Origin of the sequence: Bradyrhizobium sp. 190 (assembly GCF_023073415.1) — a bacterium.
Classification (GTDB): domain Bacteria; phylum Pseudomonadota; class Alphaproteobacteria; order Rhizobiales; family Xanthobacteraceae; genus Bradyrhizobium.
On the sequence record NZ_JADPJL010000034.1, the window covers coordinates 1 to 25014 of the forward strand.

The following is a 25014-nucleotide window of genomic DNA, read 5'->3' on the forward strand; positions in this document are numbered from 1 at the left end:
CCGCCCGCGTCCGGACGCCCTCCAGCAATGCCAGCAACCCGGCATCGTCACCGCCCTCAAGCGTCCGACGCGAGATCCGGTCCCGGTCCGGGCTGTGCAGCGTCACCAGCCAAGCCTTCTGACTCAGTTCGATTGCAACGAAAATCGTGCAACAATGGCCGGCGGTGGGCGTGTCTACGGTCGATGCTTGCATCTGACGCTCCGATGGTTCGAGTGTGGAAACCCAAACCTATCGGAAGGGACACGCTCACCGCCCCATGGAATCTACGAGTCTGAATTTCCAGAAAGAGAACAAGAAAAAATGTCCACCACCCTCCTCCCCGAAGACCGCATTCCCGTCATCGTCGGCGTCGGCGAGATCGTCGACCGACCGAAGGACATCGCCGCCGGCCTCGAGCCGCTGGCGCTGCTCGAACAAGCCGTGCGGCGCGCGGAAGCGGACAGCGGGGCAAAACTGCTCGGCGAACTCGGCTCGCTCGACGTCGTCAATTTCCTGAGCTGGCGCTACCGCGATCCCGAAAAGCAGCTCGCCGCGCGGCTCGGCGCCAGCCCGGCGCATTGCTATTATGGCCCGGTCGGCGGCGAGAGCCCGATCCGCTATATCCACGAAGCGGCAAAGCGCATCGCGCGCGGCGAATGCGGCGTGGCCGTGGTGTGCGGCGCGGAGGCGCAATCCACCGCAACCAAGGCCGAGCGTGGCGGCATCGCGCTGCCATGGACGCCGTTCGCCCATGACGTCGAAGAGCCGAAGCGCGGCGCGGCGTTCCAGAAGCCGATGGCGGTGAAGCTCGGTGTGTTCCGCCCCATCACGGTCTATCCGCTGTATGAATCCGCCACGTCAGCACATTGGGGCCAAACCCCGCGCGAGGCGCTGGCGGAATCCGGCGCGCTGTGGTCGACTTACGCGCGCGTCGCTTCCGAGAATGAAAATTCATGGCTGAAGAAGCGTTTTGCGCCAGACGAGATCACCACGCCGACGCCGGAAAACCGGCTGATCGCCTGGCCCTATACAAAATTGATGGTGGCCAATCCGACCGTGAACATGGGCGGCGCGGTGCTGCTGACGTCGCTGGCAAAGGCCCGGGCGGCCGGAGTGCCCGAAGATCGCCTGATCTATCCGATCGGCGGCGCCTCGGCGGAAGAGCCGCGCGATTATCTTGTCAGGGACCAGTTCTACGAAAGCCATCCGCAGAACGCGGTTCTGAAGGCCGTGATGGATCTGGCCGAGGGTGACGGCAGGAAATTCGACGCCATCGAGCTTTATAGCTGCTTCCCCTGCGTGCCCAAGATGGCACGGCGAACGCTTGGCCTCGGCCCCGATGTGCAGCCGACGGTAACCGGCGGCCTCACCTTCTTCGGCGCGCCGCTCAATACCTATATGACGCACGCCGCCGTCGCGATGGTGCGCAAGCTGCGTCAGGGCGGCAAGCTCGGCCTGCTCTACGGCCAGGGGGGCTTCGTCACCAAGCATCACGGGCTGGTGCTGTCGCGCGAGGCGCCGAAGCAGGCGTTCGCGCAGGACACCAGCGTACAGGCCGAAGCCGACCGCAGCCGTCGCAAGGTGCCGGACTTCGTCACCGAAGCGTCAGGCCAGGGCAAGGTCGAGAGTTTTACCGTGATCTATAAGGGCAATGGCGAGGTCGAGCACGGCGTGGTGATGCTGCGCACCGAAGCCGATGCGCGGGCGCTGGCCCGCATTCCCGCCACGGACTCAGCGACGCTCGTGCATCTACTAAATATGGAGCGGACGCCGGTCGGATCGGTCGGCAATATCGTCACGGCCGAAGACAGCGTGCTGGAGTGGCGGGTGGGGTAGCCCCCGCCTGGCATTGCCGGGAGCACATTCGCAGGGTGGGCAAAGCGAAGCGTGCCCACCGTTCTCGGCGACAATCCCGGATGGATGGTGGGCACGGCGCAAGGCGCCTTTGCCCACCCTACGGTCTACGTCGCGCGAAAGCCCTCTACCCCTTCACGTCCTGCTTTTCGGAGGCGGTCGTGGGCTTGCCGTCCTTGGCGCCGACCACGCGAACCTCGTCGCCGTCGGCGAGACCGTCCGGCGGCGCGGTGATAACTCGGTCGTCGGCTGCAAGGCCGGAGGCAAGCTCGATCTCCCTGCCGAGGTCGCGCGCGATGGTCACGGTCTTGAACAACACCTTGTCGTCGGGACCGACGGTGGCGACCCGCAGACCGTCCTTGTTGAAGATCAGCGCGCTTGCGGGGATATGCAGCGGCACGGCATCGCGCTGCAGCGGCAGGCGGACGCTGGCATAGCCGCCCGGCATCAGCTCGCCGTTCGCATTGTCGAGCGCGAGCTGCATGCGCGTGGTGCCGGAAGATACGTCGACCGATTGCGAGGATGCCTCCACCGTGGCCGCAAACGTGCGGTTCGGATATTCCGGCATCGTCAGCACCGCCTTGGCGCCGATCCTGATCGCGGGCACGTAGTTCTGCGGCACGTTCACATAAACGCGCAACTTGGTGATGTCGGAGACGACGAACATCGCAGGGCCCGCGCCGCCGCCGGCATTGATCAGCGCGCCGACATCGGTCTCGCGCGAGGTGACCACGCCGTCGAACGGCACCGTGATCTTCTTGTAGCCGGCAAGCGCTTCCAGCCGCTCGACATTGGCCTGGCCGGAATTGACGGCGGCCTTCTTGTTGGCGAGATCGGCCGTGCGTTCGTCGATCTCCTGCATCGAGACGAAATTCGAGGCGAGCAAAGTCTTGCGCCGGTTCAACGTGGCTTCGGACAGACGCGCGCTGGATTGCTGACTGGCGAGATCGGCCCTCGCCTGCAGCAATTGCTGGTCGAGGTCCGGCGCCTCGATCTCGGCAATCACCTGGCCCGCTTTCACCTTAGCGCCGATATCGGCGCTCCAGCTCTTCAGGTAGCCGCTGACGCGTGCGAAGATCGGCGCGCGCGAATAGGCTTCCAGCCGACCCGGCAGATCGATGGTAGGACTGAGCGCCTTCCCGCTGGGAAGCGCGACGGCGACGGACGGGACCGCCTGTGCGTCGGTCCATTCCTTCAGTTTCGCGCTGGAATCCTCGCGGGCGCGAATGCCGGTGGCGACGATCAGCGCCGCGCCGATCAATGCCACAACCCCGAATATGCCCAGTTTCCGATGCGAGACCGGCGGGCGCGGTTCAGTGGGCATGCGGCATCTCCGACGGGGCGGCGGCTTGGGCGCCTTGCTTCTTGTGTACCATGCTGAACACCACAGGGACAAACATCAGGGTAGCAATCGTCGCAAAAATCAGCCCCCCGATCACGGCGCGCCCGAGCGGGGCGTTCTGCTCGCCGCCCTCGCCGAGACCCAGCGCCATTGGCGTCATGCCGATGATCATGGCAAGCGCCGTCATCAACACCGGACGGAAGCGGACAAAACCGGCTTCCAGAGCGGCCGCGACGGGATCGCCGAGCTGTTCGTAGCGCTCGCGGGCAAAGCTGATCACCAGCACGCTGTTGGCAGTGGCCACGCCCATGCACATGATCGCGCCGGTCAGCGCCGGCACCGAGAGCGTGGTCTGGGTCGTGAACAGCATCCAGACGATGCCGGCGAGTGCCGCCGGCAGCGCCGTGATGATCACGAAAGGATCGGACCAGGACTGGAAGTTCACGACGATCAGGAAATAGATCAGCACCACGGCGGCAAGCAGTCCGAACAGCAGGCCGGAAAACGCGCTGTTCATGGTCTCGACCTGGCCAAGCAGCACCACCGACGATCCCTTCGGCACGTCCTTGGCCGTGTCCGCCATCGCTGCCCTGACATCGGCAGCGACCGCGCCGAGATCGCGCCCCTGCGGCGTCGCAAAGATCTGAACCATCGACTGGATGTCGTACTGGGAAACCACGGCACTCGACGTCGAACGCCTTACGTCCGCAATGCCGCCCAGAATCGGCGATTGCGGATTGCCGCTGGCGGTGATCGGCAGCGCCTGCAAGGCGCTGAGTGAGTCCATCTTGTATTGCGGCGTCTGCATCACGATCGAGTACGACACGCCATTGTCAGGGTTGAGATAGAAGGTTGGCGCGACCTGTGAACTGCCGGCGAGGTTGACGACGAGGCTGTTGGTGACGTCGCGCTCGGTCAGCCCGACATATTGCGCCCGCGTGCGATCGACGTCGATGTTGAAGGTCGGGTTGTTGGGTGATTGCTGGATGCGCGCGTCCGCGATGCCGGGAATCCGGCGGATCCGGCTCAAGAGCTTGTTGGCGTAAGCGAAGTTGGCTTCGAGGTTGGCGCCGCGGATCTGCAGGTCGATCGGCGCCGGCGCGCCGAAGTTCAGGATCTGGCTGACGATGTCGGCCGGAAGGAACGAGAAGTTCATGCCGGGAAACAGTCGCGGCAATTGCTCACGCAGGGCCTGGACGTATTCATCCGTGGGACGGTGACCTTCCCGGAGCTTGATCTGGATGTCGCCGTCCGCCGGGCCGATCACGCCGGTGTTGTTGTAGGTCATGTTGATGCCGGAAATCGGCATGCCGATATTGTCGGTGAGCGTGTCGATCTCGCCGGGCGGGATGATCTTGCGGATCGCCTTCTGGACGTCGGCGAGCTGGTTGGCCGTCTCCTCGACGCGGGTGCCGATCTGGGTGCGGACGTGCATCAGGATGTTGCCGGCATCCACCGCCGGGAAGAAGTTGCGGCCGAGGAACGGCACCAGCAGGAAGGACAGCGCAACGACGCCGAGGAAACCGGTGACGAACAGCGGCCGCCGTGCCAGCGCCATTGACAGAAGATCGTGATAGGTGCCGCGAACGCGCTCGAACCGCGCCTCGAAGGCGCGCTGGAAGCGCACCAGCGGATTGCGCGACGGCGGCGGTTCGCCGTCGTGGTGGACATGCGCCCTGAGGAGATATTTCGCCATCGTCGGCACCAGCGTGCGCGACAGGATGAACGACCAGATCATCGCAAACATGACTGCTTCGGCCATCGGCACGAACAGGAAGCGCGCAACGCCCTGCAGAAAGAACATTGGCACGAACACGATGCAGATGCACAGCAGGGATACGAAGGCCGGCGTCACGATCTGGTTGGCGCCGTCAAGGATGGACGTTTCGACCGGCTTGCCCTGCTCCAGATGGTAGTTGATGTTCTCGATGGTGACGGTGGCGTCGTCGACGAGGATGCCGACCGCCAGCGCCAGCCCGCCGAGCGTCATGATGTTGAGCGTCTCGCCGATCGCCGACAGCATGATGATGGCGCCGAGCACTGACAGCGGGATCGAAACGGCAATGATGACCGTCGAACGCCAGCTTCCGAGGAACAGCAGGATCATCACGCTGGTCAGGAGCGCGGCGATGACGCCTTCGACGGCGACGCCCTCGATCGCGCCGCGGACGAACACCGACTGGTCGCCGATGAAGCCAATCTTCAACGTCTCCGGAAGCTGGTCCCTGACGTCGATCACCTTCTGCTTGATGCCGGCGATGATATCGAGCGTCGAGGTCGCGCCCGCCTTCAGCACCATCATCAGCACCGAACGGTTGCCGTCGACGTGAACGATGTTGGTCTGCGGCGGGTTGCCGTCGCGCACGGAAGCAACGTCACGAATATAGACCATGGCGCCGTTGACGGTCTTGATCGGCAATCCGCCGAGCTCTTCCATCCGAAGCGGCGAGTTGTTGAGCTGGATGATGTATTCGAATTGGCCGATCTTCTGGGTACCGACCGGGGTGATCAGGTTCTGCGCGGCCAGCGCATTGGCGACATCCTGTCCCGACAGGCCGCGGGCCTGCAGCGCGGCCGGATTGAGGTCGATCTGAACCTGGCGCTGCTTGCCGCCGAACGGATAGGGAATGGCGGCACCGGGCACGGTGACCAGCGGCGTGCGGAGCTGATTGATCCCGATGTCGGCGAGATTTTGCTCGGTCAGCCCCTCACCCGAGAGCGCGACCTGGATGATCGGAACGGTGGCTGCGCTGTAATTCAGGATCAGCGGCGGCGTAGCACCGGGCGGCAACTGCCTGATCATCGTCTGCGAGATCGCCGTCACCTGGGCGTTGGCGGTGCGGATATCGACATTGGGCTGGAAGAAGATCTTGACGATTCCAATGCCGTTGTAGGAATTGGCGACGATGTGCTCGATATCGTTGACCGTCGTGGTCAGCGCCCGCTGAAACGGCGTGATGATGCGCCCCGACATCTGGTCCGGCGGCAGGCCGGTATAGTTCCAGACCACCCCGATGACCGGGATGCGGATGTCCGGAAAGATGTCGGTCGGCGTGCGCAGCGCCGCCAGCGGTCCGATGATCAACAGCAGCAATGCGAGCACGACAAACGTATACGGCCTGCTCAGCGCGATACGGACCAGCGCGATCATGTAAGTGGCATTCCCCGGGGCCCCGCGGCGGGATGGCAACTGGCGCTGCAAAGAGCCCAGTTCGATTGCGCTGATTTAGCCGAAACAGGGCAAAAAGGCCAATTCCTGCAGCACAGCCGCCCGTCACTTCCCCGGCATAGCTCCTATGCCGGAGCCGCGGCCGACCTCGTCAGGCCGCCCGCACCGTATCCAGGAACTTCCCGACTTCGAGCTTGAGGCGGTTGGAGTCCGACGACAGCGACTGCGCCGCGGAGAGCACCTGCGACGACGCAGAGCCGGTCTCGCTGGCGCCGCGCTGCACGTCGGTGATGTTGGAGGAAACCTGCTGGGTGCCGTGGGCGGCCTGCTGCACGTTGCGGGAGATTTCCTGCGTCGCCGCGCCCTGCTCCTCCACCGCCGCTGCTATCGTCGATGCGATCTCCGACAGCCTTTCGATGGTCCCGCTGATTGCCTGGATCGCGTTCACCGATTCCTGGGTTGCGCCCTGGATACTGGTGATCTGCTGGCCGATCTCGCCGGTGGCCTTTGCGGTTTGTTCGGCGAGCGCCTTCACTTCGGAGGCCACGACGGCAAAGCCGCGGCCGGCTTCACCGGCGCGCGCGGCCTCGATGGTGGCATTGAGCGCCAGGAGGTTGGTCTGGCCGGCGATGGTGTTGATGAGTTCGACCACGTCGCCGATGCGGGCGGCTGCCTTCGACAATTCGCTGACGCGTTCATTGGTGTGGCGCGCCTGGTCGACGGCTTCGCCGGCCATCCGCGCCGATTCCTGGACCTGGCGGCTGATCTCGTTAACCGAGGAAGACAGTTCCTCCGTCGCCGATGCCACCGACTGCACGTTGGTGGAAGCCTCCTCCGAGGCCGCGGCTACCATCGTGGTCACCTGCTGGGCGCGCTCGGCGGTTGCCGTCAGTGTGCCGGCGGAAGCTTCGAGTTCGGTAGAGGCCGACGACACGGTCTCGACGATCTCGCCAACCGCCGTCTCGAAGGAATCCGCCAGCCGGACCATATCGGCCTTGCGCTGCTGGGCCGCGATCTGATCCTGCTTGATCTTGGCTTCCGCCTCGTCGCGGGACTTTTGCTCCGAAACGACCTTGAATTTCTCGACGGCGCCGGCCACGGCTCCAAGCTCGTCCTTGCGTCCGAGGCCGGGTAGCACTACTGCGAAATTGCCGCCGGCAAGTTCGTCCATCGACACGCTCAATGCGTGCATCGGCCGGGAGATCGTGAAGAAAGAAAATATGCTGGATACGATCAGCAACAGAACCGTGCCGATACCCAACGCCAGGGATTCCCACTCCGCCGTAGCCATTTCCCGGGCTCCCTGTGCAGCCTGTTCTTCCACGTTGTGCTTGGCGAATTCGGCGATCTGGTTGGCGAGTGGCTCGAGTTCGGCAACGATCGGCAGCGTGACTTCGCGGGCGATGCGCATGACTTCGTCGTTCAGCTTTGCGACCTTCGCAGCCACGTCGGCGCCGCTGCCCACCGCGATTGATTCGCCGCGAACAGCCGCGATCTGCTGAGCGCCCTTCGAATAATCTGCCGCCCTCGCCTTGAGTTTCTCGATGCGGGCACGATTCTCGGCGGACTTGGACAGTTTGAGCATCTCGTCGGCGAAATGGCTCACTGATTTCACGCGGGCAGCGACACCGTCGCTCGCTTTTTGCAGGTCAGCCGAACTATTGGCCAGACGAAGATCCCGGACACCGACCTGCATAGCCGCGATCGACGCCTTTGCCTCCGCAGCATCCCGCGCGATCGTCTGCTGCCCGGCCATCCGCGCGTCGAGATCGCGCATCGCCGCGTTGGACCGGATCTGGACGGTCACCATCGTGGCGACGAGCAGAACGCCGAGGCCCGAGGCGATGCCGAGCTTGGCGCCGATGGATAGATTCAGAACGAAGCGGGTGATGCTCGACATGATGGGCGTCCTTGAAAGCAGCAGTGTCAGCGAAATCGCAGGGATGCCGTTGTTTCCCGCGCAGCGGGATCACGGTTGAAAAGCGTCGGGCCGGATAGTCGGACGAGCCGGTTCGTTGCGAACGAAGGGCTCCTGCGGCGGCTTCGCCACAGAGCGACACTCATGCCGCTAAGGTTTCATACGATGGTTAATCAGTGGCTAAGCGGAGATACTTGAGGAAATCGTAGAACTACGGTATCGCCGCTCGCTTCGCCGGTATCACGACTGACTGTCCGTATTCTTACGTGCCGCAGACAAAGTCTGCTGCGGCGTTTCGCCGAACAACTCGCGATACAGCGCAGTGAACTCGCCCATGTGCCAGAAGCCGTTCACGAGTGCGACCGCCTTGATCGATTGCAGCGACGTCCCCCGCAGCAGTTGCTGACGCACGCTCCACAGCCGCCGCAGCCGCATATAACGATGCATGCTCATGCCGCGAATCGCAACCACGGCGTTATGCAGCGTGCGGACCGAGACCCCAAGCTGTCGCGCCACGTCGGCGCTGTACAGCGTCTTGCCGGCGTTGAGCGCGACGAACTCGTCGAATTTCCGGACCAGCGCCAGATAATGGCTCAGGCTCAAGCGCTTGCCTTCGGGCGCCGGCGATGCGGCAGCCATCACCAGATCGACCGCCTGCAGGACCGATTCTTCAACACTCTCGATCACATCAGGCTGATCGAGGATATCGGGTGAATGCGACGCAAGGATCAGGACATCGCGCAACGTCGTGCGAAGCGCCTCGAACTTGGCGGGTTCCGTCGCGATCAACTGAGCGCGGCCGAGTTCACCCGGCCAGCCGCGATCGTCGACGGAATCGAAATTCACCAAGGCGACCAGATTGGCCCGCTGCTCCACGATCTCGCACTGCGCGCTGCCCTTGACCAGCAGGAGTGCCGGCGCGCGGCCCTCCACACCGTTCAGCGTCAGCGAAGCCGCATCGTCCATCAACAGGCCGATGATCGCTCCGGACGTGGAATATTGAATCTGAAGGATTCGCGGAAATGTCCGCTGCAGATAGATCGTGCAGGACTTCAGCCTCAGCGATGCGAACGATGCGGCGAAGTCCCGATAATCGAGCGGAATGCTGTTGGCTTCCCCCAACGCTTCGATACTCCGGAAATGATCGATATCCGGAGACCGGCTGATCTTCACGAAGTCAGACTCAACTAGTTCATCAAGCAACGACACGCGGCGGTCATCCGAGCCGTCGGTAGCGATCGTCGCAACAACGAAAAAAAGCGCTAGCCGGAATTGAGAGGGATCGTATGCGCAACTTGACCATGGCGGACGGGCGCCTCGATGCGCCCTGCCATCGAATGAAGCGTCTTGAGTTCTGGCTCGTCTTCATTGACGCAGAACACATGGCATCAGATCTTCTGGCATCAGATCTTCACAATGCCCGTCCATATTACCAAGTTTTCCCGATCTCGGAAATTCGTTGGCCGCATTCGCCATCAGTTTCACTCAGGGCGATTGGTCGGCCAATGCCGCAATCGCAATTTTACGATCTAGGGATGTTTCCCGCTCCTCGTGCAGCCGAACAACAGGCTGCCTGAGGGCAGCCTGCGCTTCTGATTCGCAACCATCGGCGGTCGCAAAGCCGGCAGGAGGCGCCGGCTTCGGACCGAATAGTCAGTACGATTAGGCCGCCCGCACCGAGTCAAGGAACCTGCCGACCTCAAGCTTGAGGCGGTTGGAGTCGCCCGACAGCGATTGCGCCGCCGCAAGCACCTGCGAGGACGCCGATCCGGTTTCGCCGGCGCCGCGCTGCACGTCGCCGATATTGGAGGACACCTGCTGGGTACCCGCCGCCGCCTGCTGCACGTTGCGGGAGATTTCCTGCGTCGCGGCGCCCTGCTCTTCCACGGCGGCCGCAATGGTCGACGAAATCTCCGACAATTTTTCAATCGTGCCGCTGATGGCCTGGATTGCGTTCACCGACTCCTGGGTTGCCGCCTGGATGCCGGTAATCTGTTGTCCGATCTCGCCGGTCGCCTTCGCGGTCTGCTCCGCCAGCGCCTTCACTTCGGAAGCCACGACCGCAAAACCGCGGCCGGCCTCGCCGGCGCGCGCCGCCTCGATGGTGGCGTTGAGCGCAAGCAGGTTGGTCTGGCCCGCGATGGTATTGATGAGTTCGACAACGTCGCCGATGCGGGTTGCCGCCTTCGACAATTCGCTGACGCGGTCGTTGGTGACACGCGCCTGATCAACGGCGTCATTGGCCATCCGCGCCGATTCCTGCACCTGGCGGCTGATCTCGGTGACGGACGAGGCCATCTCCTCCGTGGCGGAGGCAACCGATTGTACGTTGGTGGAAGCTTCCTCGGAGGCTGCCGCGACTGCGGTCGTGAGCTCCTGCGCGCGCTCCGCGGTCGCGGTCAGCGTGCCCGCGGATACTTCGAGCTGGCTCGATGCCGACGACACCGCTTCGACGATCTGGCCAACGGCGGCTTCGAAATCGTTGGCCATCTTGTGCATGTCTGCCTTGCGGCCGCTCGTCGCGCGGATCTCCGCCTCGCGCTGCTCGGTCTCCAGCGTCTGACGGGCGACGGCATTGCTCTTGAAGATCTCGACGGCCTTGGCCATCTCGCCGACCTCGTCGCCGCGTCCGACGCCGGGCACCTCGACGGCAAGGTTGCCGCTGGCGAGATCGTTCATCGCGACCGTCATCCGTTGCAGCGGGCCGGTGACGCTACGCGCCACGAAGATCGACACCACGAGCATAAACAGCAGGATCGCGCCGGCAGCGATCAGGGAGCGCTGGGTCGAAGCCCAGGTCTGCGCCTTCAGGTCGTCGATGTAGACGCCGGTGCCGACGACCCAGTTCCACGGCGCGAAGCCGACCACGTAGGACAATTTCGGCTGCGGCTTGTCGAAGCCCGGCTTGGGCCACTCATAGGGAACGAAGCCTGAGCCGCTCTTTTTGACCGTATTGACGAAGTCGACGAACAGCAGCTTGCCGTTCGGATCCTTGTAGCTCGACAGATCGTTGCCATTCATTTCCGGCTTGATCGGATGCATCACCATCTTCGGATGCATATCGTTGATCCAGTAATAATCGTTGTTGCCGTAGCGGAGCGCCCCGATCCGCGCCATCGCGCGCTTCTGGGCGTCGGCGTCCGAAACGCCGCCCTTCTGCGTCGCGGCATGCTCTTCCTTGATGATGCCTAGCGCGAGGTCGCCGAGGTGCCGCAGCTCGATCTGCTTCTGCTGGTCGAGGGCCGATGCCAGTTCCCGCGACTCGAGAAAGGTCACGCCCAGAAGCCCGATGAAGCTGAGGCAGATGAGAGCGTAGATCTTTCGGCCAACCGTCATCCTGGCCCGGCGTATCGTTCCAAACATGCTTGATCTCCACGCGACGACGGATGTCGTGCGCCCCATTTCGCGGAATCGTATATGTCGGCCGCTTTCTTCCCGTTAATTTTGTACTCAGTAGATATACTGGGTTTTATTAATAATCGGAGCCTTGCGCGGTCGGTGCCTCAGGCAAGTTTCATCTGGGGGTTCACGAACAGCAAAAAGCCCTCCCCTTGGTTTAGAGGTGGGCCTTTTTGACTTGCGGCCTGTCGGCTGCTTACGCCGCCCGCACCGAATTCAGGAACTTGCCGACCTGGGCCTTGAGGCGGCTCGACTCCGACGACAGCGACTGCGCCGAGGAGAGCACCTGCGAAGAGGCCGTGCCGGTCTCGCCGGCGCCTCGCTGCACGTCGGTGATGTTGGCGGAGACCTGCTGGGTGCCGCGGGCGGCCTGCTGCACGTTGCGGGAGATTTCCTGCGTGGCCGCGCCCTGCTCTTCCACGGCGGCGGCAATGGTCGAGGAGATCTCCGACAGCTTTTCGATGGTGCTGCTGATCGCCTGGATCGCCCCGACCGACTCCTCGGTCGCTGCCTGGATGCCGGTGATCTGCTGGCCGATCTCGCCGGTCGCCTTCGAGGTTTGTTCGGCCAGCGCCTTTACCTCAGACGCCACGACGGCGAAACCGCGGCCGGCGTCGCCGGCGCGCGCCGCCTCGATGGTGGCGTTGAGCGCCAGCAAGTTGGTCTGTTCGGCGATGGTGTTGATGAGTTCGACCACGGCGCCGATGCGGGCGGCCGCCTTCGCCAGTTCGCTGACCCGGCCATTGGTGGTGCGGGCCTGATCGACGGCCTCATTGGCCATCCGCGCCGATTCCTGAACCTGACGGCCGATCTCGGTGATGGATGACGCCATCTCCTCGGTGGAGGAGGCCACCGACTGCACATTGGTGGAGGCTTCCTCGGAAGCCGCGGCGACCATCGTGGTCAGCTCCTGGGCGCGTTCGGCGGTCGTCGTCAGCGTGCCGGCGGCGGATTCGAGCTGGGTCGATGCCGATGACACCGTCTCCACGATATTGCCGACCGCACCTTCGAAATCGTCGGCGAGCTTGATCATTTCGGCCTTGCGCCGCTTCGCCGCGACCAGGTCCTGCTCGACCTTGGCTTCGGCTTCCTCGCGCGCCTTGTGCTCGGCGTTCTCGCGGATGACGGTCACCGTCTTGGCGAGGTCGCCGATTTCGTCGCCGCGGCCGGCGCCGGGAATTTCGACGTCGAGATCACCGCCGGCCATCCTGCCCAGCGCACCGTTCAGCCGCGTCATCGGACGCGCGACGCCGAGGAAGGAGAACACCACCGAGGCGATCAGCGAGGCGACAACGATGATCGCCATGATCAGGTTGATCTGGTTGGCGCGCTCGGTATCGAACATCACCGCGTCCTTGGAGATCTTCGCATCCCTCTGCGCGCCCTCGACCGTCGTCTCCATCAGGTGGGCGACGTCAGCGGCGGCCTTGACGGTGCGGGTGGCGATGATCTCGCTCTTCGACTGCTCGGTCTTGACGGCCTCCTCATTGGCGGCCAGGAAGCGCTTCACGATCGAGGAAAGGTTGCTGACCACGACCAGCAAATCCCGATCATCGGCTTCGCCACGCAACTTGTTGAAGACATCCTTGAGCGAGGCCTCGGTCTTGGCCATCTCCGTGACCAGGTTGGCCTCGCCGGTAGCGCCGAGCTTCCAGGCATTCGCCCGCAGCGCGTTCACCTTGCCATCGGCCTGAAACAACAAACGCTCGATCTCGAGGCGGTTGTCCAGCTTTTGCATGGCCGGCAACTTCATCTGAGTATCGACCGACTTGTTCCATTCTTCGGAAACGACCGAGCGCTTCTCGATCTGCGCCAGCAGCGTCGTCTGCGCCTTCGCGAGATCTTCCACTGCCGCGGCAAAGCCTTCCATCAACGCCTTGGTCTTCTGGAGCTGTTCCTTGGCTTCCGGCCGCTGGGCTATTGCCAGCGCCGCCTCCAGCTCCTTTGCCGCGCTCGCCTTGTGGCGCTGCAGATCGGCAAGGGCCTTTTCGACTTCAGCGCGAGTTCTCGCCAGGCGGACGTCGTCAGCGGCAAGCTGAATCTTGCGCAGGTCGATATGCGCGGCGAGCGCATTATTCGCCACCTGCTGCGATCGCGTGGCGCGATCGCTGGAATCCTCGATCTTCGATTCGGTGACCATCTGGTTGGCCACCATGCCGATCGCCAGCAAGACGCCGACCGCCCCGGCCAAGCCCAGTTTGTTTCCGATACGGTTGAGCTTGATCATGTCGACGACCCCAAATTCTTCTGAAGCAGTTTTCCGGAGGTGAAATTTGCGGCGCAAAGGAACCGGCAACCTTCACGCGCGAATCCCGGAGATGCGCGAGCAGCGTAGCGGGGACCGGTTAATTTCCGCTTGCGTGCAACTACTTAATATCCAGTCGGGTTGTAGTGCTGCCGACTTCGCGCCAAACGCGAAAGCGCCCGGTTCCCCTTGCCTGGAGCCGGACCCTTCGCCTGACGCCGGCCGGCTGTCAGGCTGCCCGAACCGACTCCAGAAACTTGCCGACCTCGAGCCTGAGACGCTTGCTGTCGCCCGACAGCAACTGCGCCGCCGAAAGCACCTGCGAGGAGGCCGCGCCGGTCTCGCTGGCGCCGCGCTGCACAGCGGTGATGTTGGTTGAGACCTGCTGGGTGCCCCTGGCCGCCTGCTGCACGTTGCGGGAGATTTCCTGCGTTGCTGCGCCCTGCTCTTCCACGGCAGCCGCGATCGCCGAGGAGATTTCCGCCAGCCTTTCGATGGTGCCGCTGATTTCCTTGATCGCGCTCACGGACTCCTGGGTTGCGCCCTGGATGCCGGCAATCTGCTGGCTGATTTCGCCGGTGGCCTTTGCCGTCTGTTCGGCCAGCGCCTTGACTTCCGACGCCACGACCGCAAAGCCGCGGCCCGCATCACCGGCGCGCGCCGCCTCGATGGTGGCGTTGAGCGCGAGCAGGTTGGTCTGGCCGGCGATGGTGTTGATGAGTTCGACCACGTCGCCGATCCGGCCCGCCGCCTTGGACAATTCGCTGACCCGGTTGTTGGTGACGCGGGCCTGACCGACCGCGTCCGTCGCCATCCGCGCCGATTCCTGCACCTGACGGCCGATCTCGGTCACCGACGAAGAAAGCTCTTCGGTCGCCGACGCCACTGACTGCACGTTGGCGGAGGCTTCCCCGGAAGCCGAGGCCACGGTTGATGTCAGCGTCTGCGAGCGTTCGGCTGTCGCCGACAGCGTGCCGGCGGAGGCTTCGAGCTGCGTCGAAGCCGACGACACCGTCTGCACGATCTCGCCGATCACGTTTTCGAAATTGCGGGTGATGCCGTCGACCCGCCGGCCACGTTCGATCTTGGCTTCGGCGTCGGTGGCTGCGGCCTCGTCGGCGGCCTTCTTGGCAATCAGCGCCTGCTTGAATACCCGCAAGGTGTCCGCCATCGCGCCGATTTCGGTCTTTTCGCCCTGATGCGGCACATCCGCGCTCAAATCGCCTTGGCCCAACGCCTGCATCGGGGTGGCGATGGAGGCGATGCCATCAGATACGTCGCGAACCAGATAATAGCTGACGGCGATACCGGTGATGACGGCCACACCCAGGATGGTCGCGAGCATCATGAAAGCGAATGCATAATTGTCGGCGGCCTCCTGCGCCGCCTTGTCGCCGCCCGCGTTGTTGAGGTCGATATCCTTCTTCAGGACGGCGTCGGCGTCGAGCCCGACCTTGTTCACGGTGGTGTTGTTCAAGTCGTTCGCTTCCGTCGGAATCTGGCCGGCCGCCTTGCGGGACAGCTCCATGACCTCCTGAGTTCCCTTGCGATACTTGTCCCAGAGCTGAGACCACTGAGCGTAGAGCGCGCGCTCTTCCGGAGACGTAATCAACGGCTCATAGGCCGCGCGGATCTTGGTGTTGGACTCGATGACGCTCGCCAGCGTCTTTTCCGCCGCCAGCTTTTCTTCCAGCGTCTCAGCCAGCATGTGCTCGCGGATCACGTTGCGATAGGTGATGACACTGGCGCGCAAGTCGCCGAGCACGCGGACGCTCGGCATCCAGCTCGTCGCGATGTCCACCGTGTTGGCGTTGATGGCCCGCATGTTGCGGACGGCGAGCAGGCCCATGCCCGTCATCGCGACGAGCAGGAACGCCACCACAGCGATGATCTTGGTGCGGATGGAGTATTTGGCGAGCATGGCAGGAATCTCTTGGTTTTGGGCGCGCGGGGCACGCCGGATGGCGGCAAGGCGGGAAAACGGAGACGCCTTGCCAACATCAAAACCGATGCTGCCTCAGGTTGAGTTAACGCACGTTGACTAAAATACCGATGCTGGCCGATTTTACCGGGAGGTGAATGCCGGCGAAGCGGTCAGCGCATCAGCTTCAGCGCGTCGGAAAAAAACTCGGGCCCGCCGAAATTGCCCGATTTCAGGGCAAGCAACATCTCGCCTCTGTCGGCGCCGACAGCGCTTAAAACCGGCACTCCTGCAGCGATTTCTGCGCCTACGAGGAATCCGGGAATGCGCAGGCGATCGACGACGGCGCCTGAAGTTTCACCACCCGCGACCACCAGCCGCCGCACGCCTGTGCGCACCAGGCCCTCGGCGATATCGGCCATCGCCTGCTCGATGGCATGTCCGGCTGCATCGCGGCCATGCCGAGATTGCAGAGCTGCAACCTGATCCGGCGTCGAGCTGCTGGCGATCAGGATCGGGCCGCCGCTGATTCGGTCGGTCGCCCAGGCCAGCGCCCGCCGTACCTCGCCGGGGCCGGCGATGATCTGTTCGGGGTCGAGATGCAGCACGGCCATGGTCTTTTCGGCGTTCGCAATCTGCGCCAACGTCGCCTGCGAACAGCTCCCAGCCAGGCACGCCGCCGGTCCGCCGACCGGCGTGCCGGAGACCGCGCCCGCGGCAGCCGATTTGACCTTGCCGGAGGCGACCAGCGCCCGCGCGAGACCCAGGCCGATGCCGGACGCGCCGACTGAAAGGCGATGATCCAGCGCGACGCCGCCGATGGTTTCGAGGTCGCGGTCGAACACGGCGTCGATGATAACAGCGCCGATGCCCTTGCCCGCAAGATCGGCGAGACGCCCACGAACCGCGTCCGCGCCGCGCGCCAGCGTCGCCAGATCGACCAGCCCGACTTTGGTCTGGCTTTGGCGTGCCAGCACCCGCACCAGATTGGAATCGTGCATCGGGTTGAGCGGATGGTCCTTTAGCGGGCTTTCGTTCAGCGGCACGGCGCCTACGAACAGATTCCCCTGATAGACGGTGCGGCCGGTTTCCGGGAAGGCCGGCGTCACCAGAACGATGGCGTCGCCGGAATCGGCGCGCAGCGCGTCCATGACGGGGCCGATATTGCCGGCATCGGTGGAATCGAAGGTCGAGCAGATCTTGAACAGCACGTGGCCGGCGCCGCGGCCGCGCAGCCATTTCTCCGCCGCGCGCGAACGATCGACCGCAACATCAGCCTCGATCGAGCGGCTCTTGAGCGACACCACCACCGCGTCGACCTCCGGCAGCGCGAGGTCGTCCGACGGTACGCCGATGGTCTGCACCGTGCGCAGGCCCTGACGCGTCAGCGTGTTGGCGAGATCGGAGGCGCCGGTGTAGTCGTCGGCAATGCAGCCCAAGGACAGTTTCACGGCTTCACTCCGGCATAGGGCTTGAACCAGGCGAGGCCGTCAGTGGTCTTGCCGCGCGGGTTATATTCGCAGCCGACGAAGCCGCCATAGCCGAGCCGGTCGAGTTCAGCGAACAGGAACGGATAGTTCAGCTCCTCGCCGTCGGGCTCATTGCGCGAGGGGATGCTGGCGATCTGGACGTGTCCTGTGATCGGCATCATCTCGCGCAGCCGCATGGTGACGTCGCCATGAATGATCTGGCAGTGATAGATGTCGAACTGCAGTTTCAGGTTCGGGATCTTCAGCTCGGCGATCAGGTCGCGCGCGAAGCCAAAATCGTTGAGGAAATAACCGGGCACGTTGCGGGCATTGATCGGCTCGATCACGACGTCGAGGCCGTGGGGCGCGAAGAATTCCGCCGTCCACGCCACCGATTTATAAAACTGCTCGACGGCTTTCGGCTCACTTCGGTTGGCGATACCCGCCATCAGATGCAGCCGCTTGACGCCGGTCGCCTTCGCGTAAGGAAGCGCCGTCTCGAGGCTTCGCTTCAAATCGTCAAAGCGCTCCGGCAGCGCGGCAAAGCCTTTCTCGCCGGCGTCCCAATTGCCCGGCGGCAAATTGAACAGCGCCTGCGTCAGGCCGTTCTTTTTCAGCCGTTCGCCGACGGCCTCGGCCGGGTGGTCGTAAGGAAACAGGAATTCGACCGCGGTGAAGCCTGCTTTCGCCGCAGCCTCGAAGCGATCAAGGAACGGCACATCGGTGAACATCATGGAAAGATTGGCGGCAAAGCGGGGCATGGGTCCTGATCTCGCTAATCATTGCTCTGAAGAGTTGCATCTTGATAGGACGTGACTCAACCTGAGACCATCCAACTGTTCCGAAAGTATTCGTCCGTCTGCTCGGCACATAAAGGCCTAAGGGGGCCGCGATCCAAATTGTACCTCCTCATGAGCGCAATGAGATCGCGGAGACTTTCTTTGTCCATTGGACGGCGGACAGTCAGTTCCAGGTCGCGTACAACTCCCGTTACCTTCTCGATTTCGGGAATTGATTGAAGCCATGCGAAGAAATGATCCTCGTCCGCCTGACTGTAGAAGCGCGGCCCGCTGATAAGAAGGGTAGATTTCGCAACTTCAGTCGGCATCTTGCGCCCCTCGGTCGGATTGTCGCTTCCGGCTACTTCGGCTCACCCGGCAGATGCGTGCCGGTGACCTTGGCGTACATCCGCGCCACCGAGGCGTCGTCGTCGCGGCCCATGCCTGATGCGGCCGTCATCAGAAACATCTGCAGCGCGGCGGCGGCGACCGGCACCGGGAATTTCTGCGAGCGCGCCATGTCCTGGATGATGCCGAGGTCTTTCACAAAGATCTCCACCGCGCTGCGCGGCGAATAATCGCCGTCGAGCACATGCGGCATGCGATTCTCGAACATCCAGGAATTGCCGGCAGACGCCGTGATCACCTCGTAGACCTTGCGGATGTCGAGGCCCTGCTTGGCGGCGAACGCGATTGCTTCCGAGGCGGCGGCGATGTGGACGCCGGCGAGTAACTGGTTGATCATCTTGAACGCGGCGCCTTGGCCTGCGTCATCGCCAAGCTCGTAAAGTTTTGCGGCCATCGCATCGAGTGCGGGACGGGCTTTGGCAAAGGCGGCCGGACTGCCGGATGCGAGGATCGTGAGTTCGCCCTGCGCCGCGCGCTGCGCACCGCCGGAAATTGGCGCGTCGAGGTAGTGCCGCCCGGTTGCTTCCAACTGTTTGGCGAGCCGGCGGGCGACGTCGGGGTCCATGGTGGCGGATGAGATGAACACCGCGCCCTTGCCCAAGGTTTCAGCGACGCCATTGGCGCCGAACAGGATGGTCTCGGTTTGGGCGGCGTTGACGACCACGCTGACGACGATGTCGGCCGATTTCGCCGCTTCCGCCGGCGTCCCGGCGCCCTTGCCACCGTCGGCCACGAACCGCGCCACGGAGTCCGCCGAGACGTCGCAGCCGGTCACTTCGAGCCCGGCGCGGCGCAGCGAAGTCGCCATGCCATAGCCCATCGAGCCCAGCCCGATGACGGCGACACGCGGTTTGGCGGATTCTGGCATGCGGCGGTCCCTCAATTGGCTTCATTCTAGCCGCCATTGGCCGGCGGCCTTGCCTCTGGGTATCACGGCTTGGCCGCGCTGCCAAAGCGTGAGACAAGGTTTTAAAACGGGGTTCAGTTCATGAGCGAAACAAGGATCCGCGAGGAAATCTGCCGCCTGGGCCGCTCGCTGTTCGAGCGCGGGCTGACGCCGGGCTCCTCGGGCAATATCAGCGTGAAACTCGACGACGGCGGCTGGCTCGTGACACCAACCAACGCCTCGCTGGGCTCGCTCGATCCGGCGCGGATGTCGCGGCTCGGCCCCGACGGAAAACTGGTTTCCGGCGATGCGCCGACCAAGGAAGTCCCCCTCCACACCGCGCTCTACCAGACCCGCACCGCCGCACGCGCTGTGGTGCATCTGCATTCGACCCACTCGGTGGCGTTGTCGATGCTGCCCGAGATTGACCCCCGCGCCGCGCTGCCGGCGATGACGCCATATTATTTGATGAAATGCGGCCACACCGCGCTCGTGCCGTATTACCGGCCCGGCGATCCGGCAGTGGCCGACGCTATCAAGGGACTGGCCGGGAAATACTCGTCCGTGCTGCTGGCCAACCACGGGCCGGTGGTGTCTGGCGATACACTGGAGGCTGCCGTCTACGCGATCGAGGAACTGGAAGAGACGGCGAAACTGTACCTGCTGCTGCGTGGGCTGAACCCGCGCTATCTGTCACCGGAGCAGGTAGAGGATTTGACGAAGGTGTTCGGGCTGACGCTGCCGGAGCATGGGCACGACTAGCGCCTCCTCGTCATGGCCGGGCTTGTCCCGGCCATCCACGTCTTTGACGCGGTGAGAAAGCAAGACGTGGATGCCCGGGACAAGCCCGGGCATGACGGAGAAATCCAGGACGCTCTCTCCCCGGTGCATCACAGTCCGAGGTAAGCCTTCCTGACATCCGGATTGACGCGGATGTCCGCGGCACTGCCCTGCATCAGGACGCGGCCGGTTTGCAGGATGTACGCGCGGTCGGCGATCTCCAGGCATTCCGACATGCGCTGTTCGACGATCAGCACGGTCATGCCGGCGTCGCGGATGCGCTTCACGGCCTGGAAGATTTCATCGACCAGTTTCGGCATGATGCCCTGCGAGGGCTCGTCCAGCATCAACAGCCGTGGCCGTGTCATCAGCGCGCGGCTGATCGCCAGCATCTGCTGCTCGCCACCGGACAACGTTTCGGCGCGCTGCTCCAGCCGTTCCTGCAGGCGCGGGAACAGTTGGAATACGAGGTCGAGCGGCTCGTCGCGGTTGCTCTGACCGCGAAAAAGGTAGCTGCCGAGCCGCAAATTGTCGCGCACCGACAGCCGCGGAAACAGCCGGCGGTTTTCCGGCACATAGGCAATGCCGCGCGAGGTGATGACGTGCTGCGCCATGCCGTCGATCCTGGTGCCGTCGAACGAGACGGTGCCGGAGCGCGGCCGTTCCGCACCGGCGATCGATTTCAGCAATGTGGACTTGCCAGCGCCGTTGGCGCCGGCGACGCAGACGATTTCGCCCTTCGCCACCTCGATCGAGACCGCCGAGATCGCGACCAGGCCCTGATAGGCAGTGGTGACTTCATGCACCGACAGCATGACGATCCCCCAGATAGGCGGTAATGACTTTCGGATCGCGAACGACGTCGGTGGGCTTGCCCTCGACCAGCACCTTGCCGAGGTCGAGCACGATGGCGCGGTCGACCAGCGGCATCACGATTTCCATGACATGTTCGACCATCAGCACGGTGACGCCGGTATCGCGCACCTTGCGCACCAGCTCGACGCCGGTTTTGGCTTCGACCGGCGTCAGTCCGGTGAGCACTTCGTCGAGCAGCAATAATTTCGGCTCGGTCGCCAGCGCACGCGCAACTTCGAGCCGGCGCTTTTCGGAAGGCACCAGATCGCTGGCGAGCACGTTGGCCCGCGCGGCCAGGCCGCAGAACTCCAGCACCTGATACGCCTTGCGGCGGGCGTCGCGCATCACCGTGGTGCGGACCAGCGCGCCGACGATGACATTGTCGATGACCGTCATGGTCTCAAAGCTCTTCACGACCTGGAAGGTACGGCCGACCCCGCGCTGGCAGCGTTCCGCCGCCGGCAACGCGGTGACGTCCTCGCCGTCGAAGATGATCGAGCCTTGCGTCGGCGGCAGCACGCCCGCGATCAGGTTGAACAGCGTCGACTTGCCGGCGCCGTTCGGACCGATCAGGCCGACGATTTCACCACGTCCGACCGAGATCGAGACGTCGCTGTTCGCAATCAGGCCGCCAAAGCGCTGCCAGACACCGCGGGTTTCGAGGAGTGGCGTCGTCGTCATCGGGCCGCCTCCTTGCGCCTGGGCGAGAACAGACCGACCAGCCCTTGCGGCCGCGCCAGCGAGATCGCGATGATCAGGCCGCCATAGACGATCAGGTCGACGCCACGGCCGGAGCCGCCGGCGTAGGACCGCGTCAATTCCGTCAGCGGGATCAGGATGACGGCGCCCAGCATCGGCCCCCACAGCGTGCCGATGCCTCCCAACACCGCGGGCAGCGCCATCAGCAGCGAGATGTGAAAGCCCATGATGCTCTCGGGATCGATATAAGAGACGAACTGCGCATAGAAGCTGCCGCCGATCGCGACCAGGAACGCCGATACCGCCGCTGCGCCCATCTTGGAATTGAACACGACGACACCAAGGCTTTCAGCGGCGTCCGGATTGTCCTTCACCGCGCGCCACCAATAGCCCCATTTGGAATCTTCCAGCCACCAGGTGACGAACCAGGCAACGCAGGCCAGCGCCAGCGCGAAGTAGAAATACGGCAGCTTGCTGCGCGGGAACTGGAATTTCAGCCAGCTGTCGCCGCGCACGGGAATCTCGATGCCCATTGCCGCGCCTGCCCAATCCCAGTTGTGGAACAGCAACAGCCCGATCTCGGCGATGACGATGGTGGCGATGACGAAGTAATGCCCGCGCAGGCGGAAGCAGGGATAGCCGAGCGCCATGGCAATGACCGCGGAGATGACGCCGCCGCCGAGCATACCGAACCACGGCAAGACGCCGAACTTGGTGAACAGCAGCGTCGTGGTATAGGCGCCAATCCCGAAATAGAGCGCGTGACCGAGCGAGATCTGTCCGCAATAGCCGGAGAGGATATTCCAGCTCTGCGACAGCGCCCCCCACATCAGCGTCAGCACCATGATGTTCTGGACGTAGGAGTCCTTGACGAACAGCGGCACCACGGCTGCGACAGCGGCAAGACAAAATGCGACGATGAGGTCGCGGCGGCGGCTTCTGGCGAAATTCGTATCCATCACATCGACCCGAACAGGCCGCGCGGCCGGATGAAGACGACGAGGAGATAGACCGCGTAAATGCCGACCGCCTTGAGCGAAGGCGGCAGCAGCATTGCGGTCGTGGCCTCGACGAGGCCGACGATGATGCCGCCGGCGAAGGCGCCGAACACGCTGCCGAAGCCGCCCAGCGCCACCGTCACATAGGCGATCAGCGCGAACGAAGCGCCGACGTCCGGATAGATGTAGAAGAAGATCGCCATCACGGCGCCGGCGAGGCCCACCAGCGCCGCACCGAGGCCCCAGCCCAGCGCAAACACCTTGTTCTTGTCGATACCGACCAGCGCCACCGCGCCGGCATCCTCGCGGGTCGCTTCCAGCGCGCGGCCGAAGTCGGTGCGGTTGATGAAGAGGTAAAGCGCACCGAATGCGGCGATCGCGACCAGGGCGCCCACCAGTTGCGGCACCGGCAGGAAAATGCCGAAAACCGAAACTGTTTTGCCGCCGAGCCATGAATGCGTAACGCTGCGGTAGTCCGGCGTGAAGAAGAACTGCGCCACGCCGCGCATGACGATCGCTAATCCAAACGTCGAGAAGATCTGCACCATGCCGGCGTTGGCCTTGGCGCGGACCGCAAACCGCACGATCAACAGATAGGCCACCGCTCCAAACACGAACAGCGCCGCAGCGACCAGCGGCGCCGCCAGCAAGGGGTCAATCGCGAAGAACACGAACAGGAAGAACGTCGCATACATCGCGATCATCAGGAATTCGCCATGGGCGAAGTTCACGACGTCCATCAGGCCGAAGATCAGCGCGAGCCCGACGGCAATCAAACCGTAGAGCAGCCCCATGAGGAGACCGCTCGCCAGACTCTGGATGATAGTCTCGGCGGTCATCGGGATACCTCCATCGCAGGTCGTCCCTGCCTAGTGCGCATTGCGCACGGGCGCAGGGACCCATAACCACCGGAGTCACATTTGAAAGAAGGACGTGAGGCCACGATGAAACCGATGCTCCTCGGCGTATGGGTCCCTGCGTTCGCAGGGACGACGCTGCGCTTGTGATGTCTCTCTAAGAAGCGACGGCTTATTTCATCGGCCAGACAGCCTCAGCGATGGCGGCCTGCGGCGGGAAGATGGTGACGAACTTGCCGCCGATATATTGCAGCAGCACCGGATCGGCGTCGTTGTTCTGGCCCAGCTCGTCGAACTTGACGCGCTTCCACGGCATGATGGTCTGCTCGCCCGGGATGTCGGTCGCCACCAGCGCCTCGCGGATCTTTTCGCCGTCGGTGGACTTGGCGCGGTTGATGGCATCAGCCATCACGAGCAGGCCCATGAACTGCCGCGACGTAAGGTCGTTGAAGTCCTTGCCCGACTTCTCCTTGAACATGGCGTTGATCTTGCCGACCATCGGCCGCTTGGCGGCGAGATCGAGCGAGAAGCTGCCGCGCGAGATCACGCCTTCGAGCTTGTCGCCGACCGCATCATACAGCGCCTTCTCGGAGAAGCCGGCGTTCTGGGCAACGATCGCGTTCGGCTTGTAGCCGAGCTCGGCCATGGTCTTGACCAGCAGGATGCCGTCGGTGGTGTAGCTCGAGGGCATCAGCACGTCGGCGTTCGCAGTCTTGAGCTGCTGCACCTCCGCCGACAATGACGGAGAATTGGAGCGATACTTGATGTCGGTTGCGATCTTGTAGCCGCGATCGGCAGCCAGCTTGAGCTGGGTGTTAGCGGAATCGGTGCCGAAGATGGTGTCTTCGTGGAACAGCGACAGCGTGTCGATCTTGGCGCCCTTCTTCTTCATCACGTCGAAGAAATTGAACATGGCGGCCGAGAACATCTCGTCATGGGGAGCGGCGCGGAAATAGAATTTGAGGCCGCGGCGATGCAGGCTCGGCGAGGAATTGTCGGCCGAGATGAACGGGATCTGGTAGCGCTCGCAAACCTGGCTGACGGTGACCGCGACCGAGCTCTGATAGGTACCGATGACGGCACAGACCTTTTCCTGGGTGATCAGGCGTTCGGTCTCGGCGCGGCCCTTCTGCGGATCGGCCTGATGGTCGGCGAACACGAGGCGGATCTTGGCGCCGCCGAAGCCGGGCAACCCCTCGCCCTTCGCCAGCGGCAGATCGAAATCATGGTTCTTGTTGATGATGTCGAGCGCAGTCTCGAACGACTTCTGGGCATCGACGCCCATTTGGGCACTGGCGCCGGAGAACGGATAGATCACACCGATCACCACTTCGGTAGTTTGGGCGCGGGCGGCGATCGGGCCGAGCGCTGCGGCAGCAGTGGCTCCAAGCAGTACGTTTCGGCGCGTGATGTTCATGGCGATATCCTTTGTTGGATGGCGACTATCGATGAAAC

At 63.5% G+C, this 25014-nt stretch carries 18 protein-coding genes and 1 pseudogene; 3 read left to right on the plus strand and 16 right to left on the minus strand.

Translation table 11 applies throughout. From position 1 onward, the window contains the following. Positions 1–193, minus strand: a pseudogene (locus IVB22_RS20120) (IS110 family transposase); the annotation flags it as partial. Between the two features lie 108 nt (positions 194–301). Here IVB22_RS20120 and IVB22_RS20125 point away from each other — a divergent pair. Further along, complete coding sequence (locus tag IVB22_RS20125) at positions 302–1816, plus strand: acetyl-CoA acetyltransferase (protein WP_247519022.1); 1515 nt, start codon at positions 302–304, stop codon at positions 1814–1816. A 145-nt stretch (positions 1817–1961) separates the two neighbouring features. Here the strand turns inward: IVB22_RS20125 and IVB22_RS20130 are convergent, their stop codons facing one another. From IVB22_RS20130 to IVB22_RS41635, 4 genes are all read right to left on the minus strand, one after another. Next, a complete protein-coding gene (locus IVB22_RS20130; protein WP_247519023.1) occupies positions 1962–3158 on the minus strand; it encodes an efflux RND transporter periplasmic adaptor subunit in 1197 nt (398 codons plus the stop codon). Next, positions 3148–6327 carry an efflux RND transporter permease subunit gene (locus tag IVB22_RS20135; protein WP_247519024.1) on the minus strand — a complete coding sequence of 1060 codons (3180 nt, stop codon included), beginning with the start codon at positions 6325–6327 and terminating at the stop codon, positions 3148–3150. Before IVB22_RS20135 ends, IVB22_RS20130 begins: the two co-directional genes overlap by 11 nt. Before the next feature lie 169 nt (positions 6328–6496). Next, positions 6497–8245 carry a methyl-accepting chemotaxis protein gene (locus IVB22_RS20140; RefSeq protein WP_247519025.1) on the minus strand — a complete coding sequence of 583 codons (1749 nt, stop codon included), beginning with the start codon at positions 8243–8245 and terminating at the stop codon, positions 6497–6499. Between the two features lie 258 nt (positions 8246–8503). Continuing rightward, positions 8504–9436, minus strand: coding sequence for a helix-turn-helix domain-containing protein (locus IVB22_RS41635; RefSeq protein WP_247519026.1), 933 nt, complete (start codon positions 9434–9436; stop codon positions 8504–8506). 113 nt (positions 9437–9549) lie between these two features. On the opposite strand from IVB22_RS41635, the gene IVB22_RS20150 reads away from it, so the two are divergent. Further along, positions 9550–9840: a hypothetical protein gene (locus IVB22_RS20150; protein ID WP_247519027.1), complete on the plus strand. Its 291-nt coding sequence runs from the start codon at positions 9550–9552 to the stop codon at positions 9838–9840. Positions 9841–9925: 85 nt separating this feature from the next. Here IVB22_RS20150 and IVB22_RS20155 read toward each other — a convergent pair whose 3' ends face one another. The 6 genes from IVB22_RS20155 to ltnD all read right to left on the minus strand — a co-directional run bounded on the left by IVB22_RS20155 (position 9926) and on the right by ltnD (position 19352). Continuing rightward, on the minus strand, positions 9926–11626 hold the full coding sequence (locus IVB22_RS20155; RefSeq protein WP_247519028.1) for a methyl-accepting chemotaxis protein: 1701 nt from the start codon (positions 11624–11626) through the stop codon (positions 9926–9928). Positions 11627–11858: 232 nt separating this feature from the next. Next, positions 11859–13889 carry a methyl-accepting chemotaxis protein gene (locus IVB22_RS20160; protein ID WP_247519029.1) on the minus strand — a complete coding sequence of 677 codons (2031 nt, stop codon included), beginning with the start codon at positions 13887–13889 and terminating at the stop codon, positions 11859–11861. A gap of 247 nt (positions 13890–14136) precedes the next feature. After that, complete coding sequence (locus IVB22_RS20165; RefSeq protein ID WP_247519030.1) at positions 14137–15828, minus strand: methyl-accepting chemotaxis protein; 1692 nt, start codon at positions 15826–15828, stop codon at positions 14137–14139. Positions 15829–16001: 173 nt separating this feature from the next. After that, complete coding sequence (gene otnK / locus IVB22_RS20170) at positions 16002–17279, minus strand: 3-oxo-tetronate kinase (RefSeq protein ID WP_247519031.1); 1278 nt, start codon at positions 17277–17279, stop codon at positions 16002–16004. Next, positions 17276–18058, minus strand: a complete 783-nt coding sequence (gene otnI, locus IVB22_RS20175; RefSeq protein WP_247519032.1) for a 2-oxo-tetronate isomerase — start codon at positions 18056–18058, stop codon at positions 17276–17278. The genes otnK and otnI overlap by 4 nt, the downstream gene beginning before the upstream one ends. A gap of 379 nt (positions 18059–18437) precedes the next feature. Then, positions 18438–19352, minus strand: coding sequence for an L-threonate dehydrogenase (ltnD, locus tag IVB22_RS20180; protein ID WP_247519033.1), 915 nt, complete (start codon positions 19350–19352; stop codon positions 18438–18440). Positions 19353–19472: 120 nt separating this feature from the next. On the opposite strand from ltnD, the gene IVB22_RS20185 reads away from it, so the two are divergent. After that, the gene (locus IVB22_RS20185; RefSeq protein ID WP_247519034.1) at positions 19473–20132 is read left to right on the plus strand and encodes an aldolase; all 660 of its coding nucleotides are present in this window, start codon (positions 19473–19475) and stop codon (positions 20130–20132) included. Between the two features lie 128 nt (positions 20133–20260). On the opposite strand, the gene IVB22_RS20190 is transcribed toward IVB22_RS20185, so the two are convergent. The 5 genes from IVB22_RS20190 to IVB22_RS20210 form a co-directional block, all read right to left on the minus strand. Further along, a complete protein-coding gene (locus tag IVB22_RS20190; RefSeq protein ID WP_247519035.1) occupies positions 20261–20965 on the minus strand; it encodes an ABC transporter ATP-binding protein in 705 nt (234 codons plus the stop codon). Beyond that, a complete protein-coding gene (locus tag IVB22_RS20195) occupies positions 20949–21686 on the minus strand; it encodes an ABC transporter ATP-binding protein (RefSeq protein ID WP_247519036.1) in 738 nt (245 codons plus the stop codon). The genes IVB22_RS20190 and IVB22_RS20195 overlap by 17 nt, the downstream gene beginning before the upstream one ends. Further along, positions 21683–22663, minus strand: a complete 981-nt coding sequence (locus IVB22_RS20200) for a branched-chain amino acid ABC transporter permease (RefSeq protein WP_247519037.1) — start codon at positions 22661–22663, stop codon at positions 21683–21685. The genes IVB22_RS20195 and IVB22_RS20200 overlap by 4 nt, the downstream gene beginning before the upstream one ends. Further along, positions 22663–23541, minus strand: a complete 879-nt coding sequence (locus IVB22_RS20205; protein ID WP_247519038.1) for a branched-chain amino acid ABC transporter permease — start codon at positions 23539–23541, stop codon at positions 22663–22665. Before IVB22_RS20205 ends, IVB22_RS20200 begins: the two co-directional genes overlap by 1 nt. Positions 23542–23731: 190 nt before the next feature. Then, a complete protein-coding gene (locus IVB22_RS20210; RefSeq protein WP_247519039.1) occupies positions 23732–24976 on the minus strand; it encodes an ABC transporter substrate-binding protein in 1245 nt (414 codons plus the stop codon). Between the last annotated feature and the right edge of the window lie 38 nt (positions 24977–25014).

Excerpts from the sequence above, each read along its gene's own strand:
- IVB22_RS20125 (WP_247519022.1), top strand. The coding sequence starts at position 302 with ATGTCCACCACCCTCCTCCCCGAAGACCGCATTCCCGTCATCGTCGGC.
- IVB22_RS20130 (WP_247519023.1), bottom strand. The coding sequence starts at position 3,158 with ATGCCCACTGAACCGCGCCCGCCGGTCTCGCATCGGAAACTGGGCATA.
- IVB22_RS20135 (WP_247519024.1), bottom strand. The coding sequence starts at position 6,327 with ATGATCGCGCTGGTCCGTATCGCGCTGAGCAGGCCGTATACGTTTGTC.
- IVB22_RS20140 (WP_247519025.1), bottom strand. The coding sequence starts at position 8,245 with ATGTCGAGCATCACCCGCTTCGTTCTGAATCTATCCATCGGCGCCAAG.
- IVB22_RS20150 (WP_247519027.1), top strand. The coding sequence starts at position 9,550 with ATGCGCAACTTGACCATGGCGGACGGGCGCCTCGATGCGCCCTGCCAT.
- IVB22_RS20155 (WP_247519028.1), bottom strand. The coding sequence starts at position 11,626 with ATGTTTGGAACGATACGCCGGGCCAGGATGACGGTTGGCCGAAAGATC.
- IVB22_RS20160 (WP_247519029.1), bottom strand. The coding sequence starts at position 13,889 with ATGATCAAGCTCAACCGTATCGGAAACAAACTGGGCTTGGCCGGGGCG.
- IVB22_RS20165 (WP_247519030.1), bottom strand. The coding sequence starts at position 15,828 with ATGCTCGCCAAATACTCCATCCGCACCAAGATCATCGCTGTGGTGGCG.
- otnI (WP_247519032.1), bottom strand. The coding sequence starts at position 18,058 with ATGCCCCGCTTTGCCGCCAATCTTTCCATGATGTTCACCGATGTGCCG.
- ltnD (WP_247519033.1), bottom strand. The coding sequence starts at position 19,352 with ATGCCAGAATCCGCCAAACCGCGTGTCGCCGTCATCGGGCTGGGCTCG.
- IVB22_RS20185 (WP_247519034.1), top strand. The coding sequence starts at position 19,473 with ATGAGCGAAACAAGGATCCGCGAGGAAATCTGCCGCCTGGGCCGCTCG.
- IVB22_RS20190 (WP_247519035.1), bottom strand. The coding sequence starts at position 20,965 with ATGCTGTCGGTGCATGAAGTCACCACTGCCTATCAGGGCCTGGTCGCG.
- IVB22_RS20195 (WP_247519036.1), bottom strand. The coding sequence starts at position 21,686 with ATGACGACGACGCCACTCCTCGAAACCCGCGGTGTCTGGCAGCGCTTT.
- IVB22_RS20200 (WP_247519037.1), bottom strand. The coding sequence starts at position 22,663 with ATGGATACGAATTTCGCCAGAAGCCGCCGCCGCGACCTCATCGTCGCA.
- IVB22_RS20205 (WP_247519038.1), bottom strand. The coding sequence starts at position 23,541 with ATGACCGCCGAGACTATCATCCAGAGTCTGGCGAGCGGTCTCCTCATG.
- IVB22_RS20210 (WP_247519039.1), bottom strand. The coding sequence starts at position 24,976 with ATGAACATCACGCGCCGAAACGTACTGCTTGGAGCCACTGCTGCCGCA.